Below are 14,824 nucleotides of genomic sequence, written 5' to 3' on the forward strand. Positions count from 1 at the left end.
GGCGTCCGCTGTCCTGATAGGTCACGCGGTACGACAAACCCGCCGTGCGCTACGAAGCCACCGTGCTGGTCGCGGCCCTCAACGAGTAACTGTGACGCACGTGTTCATCACAGACCCTGACCCGTCTTCTTCTCCAGCGCACGAGTGGTCGGGCGCTCGCGTCCCCAGGCGGCCAGCGGCTGGAGCGCGTCGTTGAGGCGCATGCCGTCCTCGGTCAGCGAGTACTCCACCCGAGGCGGCACCTCGTCGTAGGAGACGCGGCGCACCACGCCATCCGCTTCCAGCTCCCGCAGGTGAGAGGCCAGCACCTTCTCGGTGATCCCCGGAAGCAGTCGGCGCAGCTCCCCGAAGCGACGGCAGGGGTGCTCGTGGAGCGCCCAGAGGACCAGCACCTTCCACTTGCCGCCGATCACCTCCATCGCGGTGTCGATCCCGCAGACGTGGCCGTCCGGTGCACCCGGCCGGTTCAGCGTCGTCATACCCCACCCCTTGTGACGTGCTCGCTCACCCCGGGGTAACCACCCACTGCCAAGTGCGTACTTGATCACCTCCGGCCCTGCGACCAGCCTAATCGGCATGACACAGAACACTGCTGAGAAGACCCCCGTCACCCTGCTGGGCCTCGGCGCGATGGGCACCGCGCTGGCCCGCACCTGGCTTGCCGCCGGCCACCCGCTCACCGTCTGGAACCGCACCCCGGCCCGCGCCGCGGCACTGGCCACCGAGGGGGCGCGGATCGCGGAGAGCGCCGCTGCGGCGGTCGCGGCGAACCACCTGATCATCGTCTGCCTGCTGGACGACGCGTCGGTCGAGGAGGCGCTGGCCGGTACCGATCTGGCCGGCCGAGACCTGGTCAACCTGACCACCAGCACCCCCGCCCAGGCCCGCGCCCGCGCCGAGTGGGCCCGTCAGCGCGGCGCCCGCTACCTGGACGGCGGAATCATGGCCGTCCCGCCGATGATCGGCGTCCCGGAAGCCGGCGGCTACGTCTTCTACAGCGGCTCGCCAGAGCTGTTCGAGCGGCACCGGGAGACCCTGGCCGTCCCGGCCGGCACCACCTACGTCGGTGAGGACGCGAGCTTCGCAGCCCTGCACGACGTGGCCCTGCTCAGCGCCATGTACGGGATGTTCGCCGGTGCCGCGCACGCCTTCGCCCTGATCCGCAAGGAGGACATCGACCCCGCGGCGCTCGCCCCGCTGCTCGCCGACTGGCTCGTCGCGATGGCCCCGGCCGTTCACCAGACCGCCGACCAGCTGCGCAGCGGCGACTACACCAAGGGCGTCGTCTCCACCCTCGCCATGCAGGTGGCCGGCACGCCGACCTTCCTGAACACCGCCGAGCAGCAAGGGGTCAGCCCCGAACTGCTCACCCCGTACTTCGAGCTGATGCGCCGCCGGCTGGCCGAGGGCAGCGGCGAGGAGGACCTGACGGGCGTGATCGACCTGCTCGTGCGCTGACCGGTGTATCGCGGTGCCCGGCATGAGGTCGGCGCCCCCCGGGTCGCGTCGAGGCTCTCTGTTTTTCACGCGACGGATACCGCACCCTGACCGGTAGTCACCTATCGGCGGAGGGGGAGCCATGGTCAAGATCAGCCGGTCCACGAAGGACATGGTGGAGGGTGCGGGATTCTCTCTCGACCCGCAGACCGCCGGCGGAGAGGACCTCGTGATGGTCTTCAAAGGCAGTGTCCTACGTGGTCTTCCGGTCGGGAAGGCGATCACTGCGCTGTTGGGTCAGTGGCAAGCAATGGGCCACGAGCCGCGAGGGACCACGAAGCGTCTGGGAATGTTCCCCACCCTTGACGAGGCGCTCGTCGCTGTCATGCTCCACAGCGATTCCACGTTTGGACTCGACGACCGTTGAGCCAGTTGCACGGTGCGGGCCTTGCCCGGCCGGTGGGCCGGCTGCCCAGAACGGCCAGGAGCGAGACCGGACCGTTCGAGGCATGGGAAGCGGCTGCCAAAGGCTGTACTCGAATCCGCCGGAGGGGCCGTCAGACGCCTTGCCAAAGGCCTGGTCAAGGCGTCCCGCCCCGCATCCGAAAAGATGCGGGGCGGTCTGGCACCGGGGGCACGGGAACTCGGGGCAGGGGCCTCGTGGGGCGCCGCCCCGCCCCGGGTGCCATCCTGGGAGCCGTGGAGGACGTACCACCGCTGCTGACCCTGGGGCACGGCACCGCGGGACGCGCGGAGCTGACCCGGCTACTGCACGGTGCCGGGGTGCGGTCTCTCGTGGACGTACGCACCGCGCCCGGCAGCCGCCGCAATCCGGACGTGCACCGCGACGCGCTGAGCGACTGGCTGCCCGCCGAGGGGATCGGCTACCGCTGGGACAAGCGGCTCGGCGGCTTCCGCCGCGCCGCCCCCGACTCGCCCGACACCTTCTGGCGCAACGCGTCCTTCCGCGGCTACGCGGGCCACACCCGCGATCCCGACTTCCTCGCCGCCATGGACGACCTGCTCGACGAGGCGTCGCAGGCCACCACGGCCGTCATGTGCGGCGAGTCGGTGTGGTGGCGCTGCCACCGCCGGCTCATCGCCGACTTCGCCGTCCTGGCCCGCGGTCACCCCGTCCGCCACCTCGCTCACGACGGCCGCCTCACCGACCACCCGCCCACACCCGGCGCCCGCCTGCGCGAGGACGGCCTCCTCGTCTACGACCGCGAGGATCCCGGACCGTCCTGATCGCCGAGTGGGACCGGCTGTCCCGTGCGTCGTGGCGGTCCGTGCCGCCGGTCGCCTGCGACGGGGGCGCGGACGGCCGGCCGCGCTCGGTGTGAGCGGCGCCGCTACCAACCGTGTTCGCTCAGTGGCGACGTGCCGGACAGGTAGCCGAGCAGGCCGGCTGCTGGGTAGGCGATGAGGTCGTCCGGCAGGTCGTCGACGGCGAACCAGCGCAGGCCGAGGCATTTGTCCGGCTCGCGGTTGACCGGCTCGCCCCGGAACCGGGTCGCCTCGAAGAAGAAGCCGATCCGGTCGTTGTCCTGGCCCTCCTTGTGGTGCACGACGTGCACCATGCGCAGGTCCTCGGGGTCGACCGACAGGCCTGTCTCCTCGTACAGCTCCCGGGCGGCTCCCGCGGCGAGGAACTCGCCCCGGTCGAGTTTCCCGGAAGGCGCATGCCATCGGCCGTACCCGTAGGGGCTGCCGCGCAGGGACAGCAGCAGCTTGTTTCCGTCGCGGACGAACACGTGGGTATCGATGACGGGCGTGGCCGGTGTCGCGGGTTCAGGTGTCATGGCTACCGGTGGGGGCGTGGGCGGTCTCCGACGGTACCTGCGACAGGGAGGCGGCGTTGCCGGTCCGCGCGGCCGTGTCCAGGAGGGGGACGGTGCCGGTGACTTGGCCATGGCAAAGAGCACCCGGCGCGGCGCGGCGCGCGAGCCGGGGGCCGGGGGCCGGGGCGAAGTGCGGGTGGGACACCGCGCCACGGGGAAACGCCGCGTCCGTCCCGCCGTCGAGGGCGCGCGCCAGGCCGTCGGCGCCGCGCCCCGTCATGCACTGTGCCGGGGCCGGCTCGAGGATCTCTCGACTGACGCTGGAGTGCCTTCGGTCAGGCGGCCGCGAGCACTGCGGCCGAGGCTGGCACGGTCGGCTCGACGCCCGCTCAAGAAACCTCGCGAGCGCGGTGCGGGCCGCGCCGCGGTCAGGTCCTCGGCGGTCCTCCGGGGGCGTCGGGTTCCGCGCCGGAGCCCGTGTCGCCGCCCGCGCCCGCGGTGCCGGCCGAGCCGCCGTCGTCGGCCTCCGGACCCCTGGGGCCTCCCGCATTCCCCGGAGCTCCCGGCCGCCCGGGGCTCCCCGCACCTCCCGGCCCGCGTGCCGCCAGTCTGACGTCCTCGAGCAGCAGCGCGAGCACCAGGCCGAGCAGGAGGACGGGTACGGCGGAGAGGAAGACGGTCGACAGGGCGTTGCTGTAGACGTCGGCCACCGCGGAGGCCGTCTGCGGGGCGAGGGTGTCGATCTTCTGGGGTTCGAGGGAGCCGCCCACCACCTGGTCGGCCACGTCCGAGGGGAGCAGGTGTGCGGCTTCGCCTGCCAGGCGCGCGTTGAGCAGGGAGCCGAACACGGTGGCGCCGAAGGCGACGCCGAGGTTGCGGGCGAGGCCGACCGTGGAGGTGCTGACGCCTATGTGCGCGCGCGGCGCGGTGCTCTGGGCGACGAGTGTGGTGACCTGCGAGGAGAGGCCGACCCCGATGCCCATGACGGTCAGCAGGAGGCTGAACGTCGCGGTGCCGGTGTCCGCTGAGGTCAGCGACATCAGGCCAGCGGCGCCGGTGGCCAGCGCCGTGCTGGCGACCGGAAACCACTTGTAGCGTCCGGTCCTGCCGATCACCTGTCCTGCCACGACCGTCGCCACGGCCATGCCGATCATCGCGGGGAGGAAGAGGAGTCCGGTGCGGGTGGCGCTCACGCCCTCGACGGTCTGGAAGAGGAGGGGGACGAAGTTGACGCAGCCGAAGAAGGCGAAGCTGACGGCGAAGGCGACCACCACGCAGATGGTGAACGTCCGGTTGCGGAAGAGCCCGAGCGGGACGATGGGTTCGACTGTGCGCCGCTCGTGGCGTACCCACACCGCACCCAGCGCGACGGCGCCCGCGGCCAGGCTCCAGACGGCGGCGTGGCTCCAGCCGTAGCGTCCTGCCAGGTCCGTGACCAGGACGAGGCAGACGATGACTCCGGTCAGCAGCGCTGTGCCGGCGTGGTCGATGCGGGGCCGCGCCTTGCGGGGGGTCGTGGGCAGCAGGACCCTGATGCCCGCCATGGCGAGCAGGCCCAGCGGTACGTTGACGAGGAAGATCCACCGCCAGCCGAACTGGTCGGTCAGGAAGCCGCCGGCGAGCGGGCCGGCCAGGTTGGCGATGACCATGACGCCGGCGAACCACCCCTGGTACTTGGCCCGTTGGCGCGGTGGCATCAGGTCGCCGAGGACGGAGAACGCGCTGACCTGGAGCCCGCCGCCGCCGAGCCCCTGGAGGGCGCGGAAGACGATGAGCCAGCCCATGGAACCGGCCGCGCCGCAGGCCACCGAACCCGCGAGGAAGAGCACGAGGGCGGCCAGGTAGACCGCGCGGCGGCCGAAGAGGTCGCCGAGCTTGCCGTACACGGGCATGGCCACGCTGAAGGTCAGCATGTACGCGGTGAAGGTCCAGCTGTAGAGGTCCAGGGCGCCCAGGTCACCGGTCAGGCTGGGGCCCGCGGTGGCGACGATCGACTGGTCGAGCATCGACATCGCGCTGGTCAGCAGCAGGGCGGCGAGGAGCAGCGGGAATCTGCGCGGCAGGGGGTGCGGGGGCGGGGGCGCGGTGTCCGCGGGGCGGGGGGACCGGCCTGGTCCGGTGTCGGTCATCGGGTTCTCTCCGTCCGTCGGTGGCCGGTGGCCGGTGGCCGGTGGCCGATGGGTGCGGTGGTCGTCGCTCGGTGAGGGGGCGCAGGCAGGAGAGTGCTCCGAGCAATTTTATGCTACTAGCATGTAAGTGCTGACAGCATTGGAATGTCGAGAGAGCGGAGAGGCAAGGGGGGCGGAGCCCTCTCCAGATGCGAACTGCGCATCACTGACCAGCACACCTGGGCCGGGAACCCACCAATAAGCTCTTGGCGCGGAAGCCGGTAGCCTCGCAGCGTGACGAAGGGCGAAGGAAGTCAGGCGCATTCCTCGGCGCGGGGCGGAAGGGGTCCGGTCGAGCAGGACGTGCTGTCAGACATCGAGGCGGCGATGATCCGGATCCGCCGCCGCCAGTCCCGGCGCAGCCTCGCCCGGCCCGTGGTCAACGACCTCGACGAACCAGTGGACCTCAACACGCTCGCCGTCATCGACGCCGTCGACGAGGGCGCGGGCGACAGCGGCGGCGACGTCACGGTCGGGTTCGTCGCCGACCGGCTCGCCATCGACCCCTCACGGGCGAGCCGGATCGTCGCCGAAGCCGTCAGGTCGGGATTCGTACGCCGCGTGGCCTCGCAGAAGGACGGCCGCAGAAGCTGCCTGGAGCTGACCGCGCCGGGCGAGGAAGCAGTGGTCGCCGCCCACCGGACGCGGCAGCTCTTCTACTCCGACGTGCTGGGGGACTGGGACGCGGGCGAGCAGCGGGAGTTCGCACGCCTGCTCACCAAGTTCGTGCGCTCGCTGGACGATGCCGCCCGCGAGTGACGAGGTGGCACCCGCGCCCGCGCACGTCCACCGGCCGGGCCCCCCGCCAAGTCCTCCTCGGAGTCGGCAAGGCAGGTCCTCCTCGGAGTCGGCAAGGAGGGAGGCGTGTTGCATACCCCGGGGTGAAGGTCTCCTCGGTGGCGGGGTACGGCGGGGCGGTGGCGCCAGGCTGTGGCTCGTCTGCTGCCCTTGTGCGGACGCAGTTGCCGCCCGGATCCGGCATGAGGAACCGCCGCACGCCGTGTGGCGGGCCCACGAAGGCCTCACTCCATGGGGCACGCCCCGGCCCGCGACACCTCGCGTAAGCCGCGGGGTCGAGGGCAGCTCCGGGTGGGCCGTGTGCGAGCGGCAGCGGCGTCTGTCCGGGTCGGCCACACGTACGTGCCCGGACATGCGTGCTCTGGACATGGGCGGCCGGCCCCTCCGTGACGCTCGGCAACCTGGCCCCCGTCCCGCCGGGACGGGGGCCACGCGCGGTCGGCCACGCTGGAGCTCAGCCGACCGCCGGCGTCACCGGAAGCCCTGCCCGGCGCCACGCCTGGAAGCCACCGATCAGATCCGTCGCGCGGGACAGCCCGACCCACCGCAGAGAGGCCGCGGCGAGCGAGGAGGCGTACCCCTCGTCACACAGCACGATCCATCGTCTCGCGCGGTCCGTGGCCTCGGGGAGGGCGCCGGAACTGGCGGGGTCGAGGCGCCACTCCAGGTGGTTGCGCTCCACGATCAGCGCGCCGGGGATGGTTCCCGTCGCCCGCCGCTGGAATTCCGGGCGGGTGTCCACCAGCACCGCGCCCTCGGCCACGGCCGCCTGCGCCTCGTGTGGATGGAGTCTCTCGAGCGAGCGGCGCACGTCGGCGAGCCTGTCGTCGATGCCCATCACGCCTGCCCGTCGCCGTCACGACCGTCGGACCTGACCAGGCGGGGAGCGTCGGCGAGTGCGCCGAGATCATCGATGCTGTCGGTGCTGCTGTCGACGGTGCTCGCATGGACCAACTCGATCCCTCCCCTGCCCGGCGACTCCCGGTAGGAGGACATGGTGGCAAGCGCGGGGGAGTAGGCGTGGATGCTGACCGCCGGGCTGTCGCCGTCATTGTGCACCTGGTGAATGTGGCGCGGACCGAAGGAGCGGACACCGCCGGTGGGAAGCCGCCGTGACCCCGGCGACGCGGCCGGCGACGCGGCGGATCCGAGGGCGAAGGTCCGTTCGGTGAGCTCTCCTTGGACCACGCCGAAGGCACCGGAGGCGCCGCCGTGGTCGTGGATGTCGGTGCCCTGGCCGGGCAGCCAGGTCAGCAGCCAGACTTCGTGCGCCTCGCTGCGGGCGAGGCGGATGTAGAAGCGTTCGGGTGTGGTGAAACGCACGAGGGACGTCCACAGCGACGAGGAGGACGAGGGGGATGAGGAGGACGAGGTGAAGCGGCGTACGGTCTGTGCCAACTGAGCGGGAGTCAGCAGGCGTGCGTCGGCGCGCAGAGGCGCGGTCATGGCGATACCTCACAGGGTGTGTGTCGTGGAATCCGGTCGTCAGGCGCGGCCGGGGTGACACAACGCGCTGGCCACGCGGACCAGGTCCACATGGCGCCGTACGACAAAGCGCGTACCGGTGGGCATGGCGCCAAGATTGGCAGGAGCGGGCTGCGGGGTCAACCGGTCGAATTCGACGCTCTCACCATGGGCGATTGCTGTGCGAACGGAATGCTGCGGGTGTATATCGAACGGCCCGGCGGGTCCGAACCGTTCGTGGAAACGGACCCGTACACGTGCCCAAGCGTCGTCCTCCGGCGGTAGCGCCGGCCTGCCCGCCGCACGGTGCTTTTTCGCACCACCGGAGACCATGCCGAACGCCGGGCGGGCGAAGCCTTGGTGGTGGACAACGTCTCCGTGGCTGTCGGCGTGCTGGAAAATCGATGGACGCTCTTTGTGCGCGTCGGTGAGCATCCGAGGGTGACGGATGAAGCGGATTGCTGGGAACCGTTCGCGCGGAGCCCGAAGTGTGTGCGTTTTGTCGAGCTGTCCGGCGGGGTGATGTCCGCTTTGCTCGACGGTGACCTGTCCGAAGCCGGCAGGGTGGCCGGCGTTTCGCTGACCGAGTACTTCGTGACCGGCAGAGCACGGTGGCTGTGGCGGTACCGGCTCTCCCAGATGGCCGCGGATCCCGACCACGCGCGATGGATGGTGCGACAGGCGGTCGTCGGCGACGAAGGCCTCGTCGTCGGGCATGCCGGGTTCCACGGGCCGCCCGATGAGCTCGGCATGGTCGAGATCGGCTACTCCATCGCTCCCGACTTCCGTCGCCAGGGGTATGCGCGAGCCGCGCTGATCGAGTTGCTCCGCCGGGCGGGGGCCGCAGCCGAGGTCTCGACGGTGCGGGCGACGATAAGCCCCGACAACGTGGCATCCCTGGCCACGATCTCCGGCTTCGGTTTCGTCGAGGTCGGAGAGCAGTGGGACGAGGAGGACGGCCGCGAGGTCGTCTTCGAGGTTCCTGCCCGCCGGGTTCCCTCCGCTTGAGGGAAAGCCGAGGGAAAGGGGCGCCGATGGGCTCCTTCCACGTCTTGGCGCACCCGGCACCCACCGGGCATCGGCATCCGCCGGGCATCGGCACCCGCCGGGCACCGGCACCCGCCAGGGGCATCGGCATCCCCCGGGCACTGGCCCTCGCCGGCCACCGATACCCACCGGGCACACGTCCCTGACGAAAGAGCCACCCGCAGGCCATCCCACCGCGCCGGTGCCACACCGAGCCGTGGAGGCGAGGCGTGAGCAAGAGCGCTGGCTCACCTGCCGGAGGTGAACTGGCCGCCAGGCGTCTGTCCACTGCCCTTACCTGCCCGCTGGTCACGCCGACCTCCGCGATGCCGTAGAGTGGACAGCACGACGCGGGGTGGAGCAGCTCGGTAGCTCGCTGGGCTCATAACCCAGAGGTCGCAGGTTCAAATCCTGTCCCCGCTACCAAACCGGCCCCCTCAACGGCGTTGAGGGGGCCGGATGTGTTTCGGATGCCGGGCGACTCTCTCTCAACCACCGGCGTTGCGCGGTTCCGGCCCTCCTGGTTCCAGGAAGGCGGAGGCGAGCCGAGTAGCGCTGTCTTCCGCAGAGGGTCACCTCTGGTGCATACGGCGCGGCTCGCCAGGTCGGCAGCGGCACCGTGACGCTGCTCTTCCTGTGGTGGCAGTGCCTGCGCCGCGCCCCTTCGGCGCGTCAGTCGCCCGTGCGCTCGTAGGTGGCGACGGGCTTCGGGGGCTTGCCCAGCTCCATCAGCCGCATGTCGCTTTCCGTGGTCTTGACCTGGTAGAAGTGCTCGAACACCTCGGGCGGACAGTTCTTCGTCTCCGCCCCCTCCCTGACCGTGAAATTCCCCAACTCGACGCCGTCGGCGGACTTCTTGGTCACCACACCGCTCCCCAGGCACCGCTGGCCCTGGAGGGTCTCGATGGTCCCCGTCGCCGGCTTCCCCCCGGCCGCCTGTTGGAACGTCACCCGATGACTGCCGTCCTCTGCGCGCCAACTGCCGACGAAGCGAGCGGGTATGGGCTCATACACCGTGACTTCGTCACCGAACCCGGAGCCCTTCTTCCACGGCAGTGTGGTGGTGCTGTGCGGCCCCTTGGCCACGAACTCGGCGCGGTCACCGCCGTCATAGATCTTCGCGGGCGGCCATCCGTCGGAGCCCTTGCTCGAAGCGGTGTCCCACTCGGTCAAGTCACCCGCCCCCATGGCCGCCACGGATTCCTGTGGCGGCTCCCCGTCCGAGCAGTAGCGGCCCCAGTCGGCGGTCACAGCGACCGTGTCGCCGTGCGCCCTGGCGTCAATGCCCTGGCAGGACTCGGCCTTCGTCTTATGGATCGTCTTCGGCGACGACCAGTTGCCCCCCTCGGCCGGCCTGTGCCGTTCGACCAGCCCTTTGTCCTTCGCATACGTCAGGGACACCTGCCGCTTGTCCTTGAGCTCAATGCGTATGTGGCTGTCGTCCTTGTCGACGACGCGAGAATCGATCTTCTCCGGTGCCCGGGCCTTCTCACCCACCGACCCGTCTGCCGGACTCGCCCCGTCCTCCGTCGCGTGAACGGTCGTCACGCTCCCAGCAGCGGCTATCACCGCCAAGGCGGCGGCACTGCCGACCACTTTGGCACGCTTGAACCTCACGATTGCCTCCCTCGTCAGCGGACAGTGTCCGCGGCAGTTACCGAGTCCCCACGCGACAGCGCCGGCGCGCACCGCGGTGGACCCGTTCGTATGGGTCGTACTCGGTTCGTCAGTTGAGAAGGTCCGGGGCGGTGTAGCCCAGTTTGGTGAGGCTGCCGGACAGCCCGAAGTCCTTCGGGCTGAGGGTCACCGCCTCCTCGGTCGGCAGCTTCTCCTCCGCCCCCGGCAGCGCGTACACGGCGCCCGCGTTGTCATCCCTGCCGGGGTGACCGATGGCGAGGTCGCTCTTGCCGTCGCCGTCCTGGTCGGCCAGGCGCACCGAGAGGCCGAACGAGTCGTCGGACCCCTCTTCGGAGGAGAACGACTTCCCCCTGAAGCGTTGCGCACCCTCGCCGGTCAGACCGTTCCTGCTACCGCGCACCAGCGTGGCGCTGCCCGACTGCTCCTTGCCGGGAGAGTCCAAGTCGGCGCCGCCGAGGACGTCGGCGTGCCCGTCGCCGTCGACGTCGCCCGCGTCGAGCGCGGTGTAGTCGCAGGCGCCGCTCGCCTGGCCCGGCACGTCCGGGCTTCCCTTGGTGAGCGTCGTCCGGCGCGGGCCGGGGCCGTGGGACGTGCCGTAGACGACCGTCAGCGCACCGCAGTCCCGCTGCTCACCGCGGCGGCTGACGACGAGGTCGCCGTACCCGTCGTCGTCGACGTCGCCGACCGTGGCCGCTCCGTTGCCCGGTATATGGGACTTCGCCGGCTGGGCGAAGCCGTCCTTGCCGCCCTGAAGGTAACGGCTGGCCCACACGACGTGGTTGGTGTTGTCGTCGGTCTCGTTGCTGCTGAGGGTGACCAGGTCGTCGGTGTGGTCGCCGTTGAGGTCGCCGGCGGCTTCCAGCGACGGGTTCGGAATCTCCTCCCCCTCCTTGTCGTCGACGTGCGGCTCCGGAACGGCGCCGGTACCCGCAGCCGTTCCGTCCCGGGTGAACGGGCCCTTCAGCAGCCCCTTCGGGCCGAAGCCGGTCACCAGGTCGGCCTTCTTGTCGCCGTCGAAGTCACCGCCGACCGCCGTTGTGACCTCCCCGGCGGCGTCCTTGAGGTACGTCCCACCGTGCAGGCCCGCCTTGGACCCCCACAACACGATGACGGTGGACTTCCTGCCGACGGAGGACGTGACCGCGAGGTCGGTGTACCCGTCGCCGTCGAAGTCCCGAGCGGTGGAGTGGCCTCCGAACCCGGCGCCGCTGGAGGGCTTTCCGGGCACGCCCTCGCTGCCCTGGCCCAGCACCTGGTGGCGGCCCGCACCGGGCCTGTCCGACCCGTAGGTGACGGCGAGGTACCCGGCCTGCCTCGTACCGGACACCTCGGCGTTCGGGGAGCCGGACACCTGATCGGCGCGGCCGTCGTTGTCGAAGTCGGCCTGCGGACGGGTCCCGGCGGGGCCGGTCAGGGCGGTCCCCTTGGCGTCCGCCCGATCACCGGAACCGGACCAGAGCAGCGGCGCGGACACCGCGCCGACGGCAGCCACCGCCGCCACCCCGGCGACCCACTTTCTGCGCTTTCCTTCGAGCGTGCTCATGATGCGGTGCTGAGGCACGAACTCCTCCGTGGAACGGCCTTACTCGTACAGGGCACCCAGGAAGAGGAGCACACGGGGAGACGGGACCAGCGGGCAGCCGCCCCGTCCGGCTTCCGTTTCCCTGCGATGACTCGTTGGAGGATACGACCCCGCGGCAGGCACCGGTTCCCGTCCGACGACGAATTCTTCGCCGTGACCGGATCGACAACGGCAGGCAATCGGCCAACGACGACTGCCCCACCCGCACGATTCGGGGCTCTCGCCGCCGGCCCGGCAAAGGCAGCGCCCGATCCACGAATCGGCGGGCCTGACCCTCACATACGACAAACGGCGACAGACCGTGACTGTTACGTCACGACCCGCCGCCGCGTATGCGTGTGGTACGTGTCGGGAGGGGGAGTGGGGCTGTTTGCCCACGGGTTGCGCCGCTGACCGCGGAATTGATTCTTGCTGTTCCATAGCCATCTTGGTGAGGATTCGCCTGGACAGGAACGTGCCGACGCTGCCCCTTCACCCTGCAGATGGTTCGTCGCCCACAGATTGGACGCTCGTCTCGGATTGAGGGTCGGTCGTAATATAGCCACTGCGGTCATCTGTTTGCCGACGTCCGGAACCGCTGTCGTGTGGGCTTGCAAAGCGCTGTGCGGCACGGTCTTTCAATCAGCAACTGTGCGGAACCATCCACGTCGAGAGAAGCCTTCCCGACCCCGCGCCTGGCCGCATACGCTGGGCGGTCAGAGCCGCCGTGATCACCGCGAGTCGTGAGGCGCGGCGGGAGGAGGGGACAGCAGGGCCGGGGGAGGCCATTGCTCGTATGCAAGCACCGGGACGGCGCACTCACGCTATGCGGGAGCGTGTGCCGGAGCTGGGCAGGGCTGCGTCACCTGGCAGGTGAGGGTCATGAACCGCTGGGTCGGTATCGTGTCGCTGCGCGGCACCGCGCCGCCGACGCCCGTGCATCGCATCGCGCTCGCTATCGATGCTGCGCGGAACCGGACGTCGTACAAACTGGCTGGCCAGACCGTGCCGTACGCGCGGATGCGGTCGGCGCTGCGCACGCTTGGTCAGGAGCACGCGCGCCACCACGAATGGGGGCGGTACGCCTACTGCGTCGATCTGGCTGGCGACTTCTTCGATTGCGGCCACCCTCGACCGGACTGCCCTCCTGGCTCACCAACGAACTTCGGGACCTCCTGAGCGGCAGGTCTGACACACGGCCGACCCGTGGGAGGAGGGCGCAGGCAGCCCCTCGGCGTACTGCCCACCAACGTCCGGCATCCACCCGCCGGGTCCGGACTACATCTTCGGAAGCCGCTCGCTCGTCCCGGCCCGTGCGGACGGCCCTGCCCACAACCGGACCGCGTCCGTCGAAGGAGTTGGTCCGGCACGATTCACGCGTCGAACGTCGACTTGACGTGCACGACGTCACGTACCCGGCGCTGTGCGAGCCACCCGTCTCGTTGGTAGGCGCGCATGGGCACAAGGTCCGCGAGGCCGTGGGGAGGGCGAGGGCCGTGCGCGGATGGGACGCCGGCCCTGCAGCCACGGCCTGGCTCGGCCTGGCGGCCGAACACCGCAGTCACCTCTTCGAAAGCTGCCATGCCGACCAGGTCACACCGCACGTGCTTGGCCTGCTCGACCGGCTCGGCGCCACCGCACTCGACGTGATCCTGCTCGATGCCTACGCGCAGTGGGCGACCCCTGGCAAGGTGGGAGAGCAGGCCAGTGGGCATGCCCGGCGACGTGGAGCCGCTGATCTTGCGCTCGGCGCGTGGACGGCGGAGGAGGGGTTGGTGCGCATGGGCAAGGGCGAGGCTCAGCAGCCCGCCAGGTCTGTGTTCGAAGGAGTGGCCCGACAGATTCTCGGAGTGCTCAGTCTCTGTGGCGAGCATGAGACCGCCCGGAGGCTGGTCGCCTCCGTATGGCCCGATCTCGACCGCCCGTCGGCGGAGCCGGGGGCCGATCCCGTCACTCTGGTGCAAACGGCCTTCCACCAGGAAGGACTGACTTACGACTTCGACGAGGAGGGCCCTGACCACCGCAAGGTCTCGCGCGCTGTTGTCCGCACCGGAAGCGGCCGGAAGGCCGAGGGTACCGGCCAGTCCAAGAAGGCGGCGAGGGCGGTGGCGGCACGCGGGCTTCTCGACGCAAACCCGCAGGTGGCCCCAGCGGTGGGAGCCGGGCGAAAGAAAGCACTTGCGAATCCGTCTACTGCGTCGCCGCTGCCCTACCCGCGGCCGGGCAACCGGCACGGAGACGCTGTAAGTGACCTCGCGACCATGTTTGAACTCGGCCATCGTGGCGACGGACTCCTCGCCCAAGCCCTCACCCATGCCTCCTGGGTCTACGAGAACCGGACGCTGGCGACCGCCGCCCGCCAGCGCGACAACCAACTCCTCGCCCACCACGGTTCGCACGTGGTGAACCACCTTGTCGCACACGCCCGCGCCCGCCAGGCTCTCGGGCACGGTCTCACCCCCGACGAGAACGAGACACGCATCCTCACCACCTCCGACGACGACACCGCCCGCCTCGGTTCGATCCTTCATCTGGCGGACGGGCTGCTGACAAGCCGCGGCGAGAGCGGACAGGGCCGCACAGCGGTGTCTGACGCCACCCAGGCCGTCGTCGCTGCGGCCTGGCGCATCCACGGAACTCGGCTGCTTGGACGCCGGCCCGCTGTCCTGGACGACTGGCTCTGGGGCTTGGAACACCGGCACGACCCGGTGACCGTTCTCGCAACCATGGCCACCACATACGGAATCGACCACGAGTACACGTTCGATGTCTCGGGCCGGACCACCTGGCGAATTTCACTGCCACGATGGGGATGCGGGACGCTCGGGGCGGCTCCACCGGTGGACCGAGCGTCTGCCCGGAACCCCTGGGAAGCCGGAGGCGAAGAAGGCGACCGCCGAGGCCATCCTCGATATCCTCACCGCCCCAAACAACCGTGCAGTCGATGATCT

General features: G+C 70.4%; 15 protein-coding genes and 1 tRNA gene. 8 read left to right on the forward strand and 8 right to left on the reverse strand.

Translation table 11 applies throughout. From position 1 onward, the window contains the following. Positions 1-107: 107 nt before the first annotated feature. Positions 108-479, reverse strand: a complete 372-nt coding sequence (locus DTL70_RS04270) for a winged helix-turn-helix transcriptional regulator (RefSeq protein ID WP_114020470.1) — start codon at positions 477-479, stop codon at positions 108-110. Between the two features lie 97 nt (positions 480-576). On the opposite strand from DTL70_RS04270, the gene DTL70_RS04275 reads away from it, so the two are divergent. The 3 genes from DTL70_RS04275 (at position 577) to DTL70_RS04285 (ending at position 2,685) form a co-directional block, all read left to right on the forward strand. Further along, positions 577-1,458: an NAD(P)-dependent oxidoreductase gene (locus DTL70_RS04275; protein WP_114020471.1), complete on the forward strand. Its 882-nt coding sequence runs from the start codon at positions 577-579 to the stop codon at positions 1,456-1,458. A gap of 121 nt (positions 1,459-1,579) precedes the next feature. Then, positions 1,580-1,864 (forward strand): hypothetical protein, encoded by a 285-nt coding sequence (locus DTL70_RS04280; protein WP_114020472.1) that lies wholly within the window; start codon positions 1,580-1,582, stop codon positions 1,862-1,864. A 272-nt stretch (positions 1,865-2,136) separates the two neighbouring features. Continuing rightward, positions 2,137-2,685, forward strand: a complete 549-nt coding sequence (locus DTL70_RS04285; RefSeq protein WP_245978993.1) for a DUF488 domain-containing protein — start codon at positions 2,137-2,139, stop codon at positions 2,683-2,685. A 104-nt stretch (positions 2,686-2,789) separates the two neighbouring features. On the opposite strand, the gene DTL70_RS04290 is transcribed toward DTL70_RS04285, so the two are convergent. Both DTL70_RS04290 and DTL70_RS04300 read right to left on the reverse strand, forming a co-directional pair. Then, positions 2,790-3,239 (reverse strand): NUDIX hydrolase, encoded by a 450-nt coding sequence (locus tag DTL70_RS04290; RefSeq protein WP_114020473.1) that lies wholly within the window; start codon positions 3,237-3,239, stop codon positions 2,790-2,792. A gap of 407 nt (positions 3,240-3,646) precedes the next feature. Beyond that, positions 3,647-5,347: an MDR family MFS transporter gene (locus tag DTL70_RS04300; protein ID WP_114020475.1), complete on the reverse strand. Its 1,701-nt coding sequence runs from the start codon at positions 5,345-5,347 to the stop codon at positions 3,647-3,649. A gap of 273 nt (positions 5,348-5,620) precedes the next feature. Here DTL70_RS04300 and DTL70_RS04305 point away from each other — a divergent pair, with 273 nt between their 5' ends. Next, complete coding sequence (locus tag DTL70_RS04305) at positions 5,621-6,145, forward strand: MarR family winged helix-turn-helix transcriptional regulator (RefSeq protein WP_425470312.1); 525 nt, start codon at positions 5,621-5,623, stop codon at positions 6,143-6,145. A gap of 493 nt (positions 6,146-6,638) precedes the next feature. On the opposite strand, the gene DTL70_RS04310 is transcribed toward DTL70_RS04305, so the two are convergent. The 3 genes from DTL70_RS04310 to DTL70_RS35070 are packed head-to-tail and all read right to left on the reverse strand — an operon-like array spanning position 6,639 to position 8,083. Continuing rightward, positions 6,639-7,022 (reverse strand): rhodanese-like domain-containing protein, encoded by a 384-nt coding sequence (locus tag DTL70_RS04310; RefSeq protein WP_114020476.1) that lies wholly within the window; start codon positions 7,020-7,022, stop codon positions 6,639-6,641. Then, positions 7,022-7,630, reverse strand: a complete 609-nt coding sequence (locus tag DTL70_RS04315; protein ID WP_114020477.1) for a cysteine dioxygenase — start codon at positions 7,628-7,630, stop codon at positions 7,022-7,024. Before DTL70_RS04315 ends, DTL70_RS04310 begins: the two co-directional genes overlap by 1 nt. A 39-nt stretch (positions 7,631-7,669) precedes the next feature. Next, positions 7,670-8,083: a putative leader peptide gene (locus DTL70_RS35070; RefSeq protein WP_425470313.1), complete on the reverse strand. Its 414-nt coding sequence runs from the start codon at positions 8,081-8,083 to the stop codon at positions 7,670-7,672. Between DTL70_RS35070 and DTL70_RS04320 the strand changes: the two genes are divergently transcribed. Together DTL70_RS04320 and DTL70_RS04325 are read left to right on the forward strand one after the other, a co-directional pair. Next, entirely contained in the window at positions 8,009-8,656 is a 648-nt protein-coding gene (locus DTL70_RS04320; RefSeq protein WP_342776451.1) for a GNAT family N-acetyltransferase, read from the forward strand. The genes DTL70_RS35070 and DTL70_RS04320 overlap by 75 nt on opposite strands. Before the next feature lie 367 nt (positions 8,657-9,023). After that, positions 9,024-9,100 (forward strand) — tRNA-Met (locus tag DTL70_RS04325). A 246-nt stretch (positions 9,101-9,346) separates the two neighbouring features. Here the strand turns inward: DTL70_RS04325 and DTL70_RS04330 are convergent. Then, positions 9,347-10,291: a hypothetical protein gene (locus tag DTL70_RS04330; RefSeq protein ID WP_114020478.1), complete on the reverse strand. Its 945-nt coding sequence runs from the start codon at positions 10,289-10,291 to the stop codon at positions 9,347-9,349. A gap of 109 nt (positions 10,292-10,400) precedes the next feature. Then, positions 10,401-11,873 carry an FG-GAP repeat domain-containing protein gene (locus DTL70_RS04335; RefSeq protein WP_147266724.1) on the reverse strand — a complete coding sequence of 491 codons (1,473 nt, stop codon included), beginning with the start codon at positions 11,871-11,873 and terminating at the stop codon, positions 10,401-10,403. 882 nt (positions 11,874-12,755) lie between these two features. Here DTL70_RS04335 and DTL70_RS33175 point away from each other — a divergent pair. Further along, positions 12,756-13,052 (forward strand): hypothetical protein, encoded by a 297-nt coding sequence (locus tag DTL70_RS33175; protein ID WP_147266725.1) that lies wholly within the window; start codon positions 12,756-12,758, stop codon positions 13,050-13,052. A gap of 317 nt (positions 13,053-13,369) precedes the next feature. After that, a complete protein-coding gene (locus tag DTL70_RS33180) occupies positions 13,370-14,821 on the forward strand; it encodes a hypothetical protein (RefSeq protein ID WP_147266726.1) in 1,452 nt (483 codons plus the stop codon). The last annotated feature ends 3 nt before the right edge of the window (positions 14,822-14,824 follow it).

It is taken from the genome of Streptomyces diacarni (assembly GCF_003323715.1).
Classification (GTDB): Bacteria; Actinomycetota; Actinomycetes; order Streptomycetales; family Streptomycetaceae; genus Streptomyces; species Streptomyces diacarni.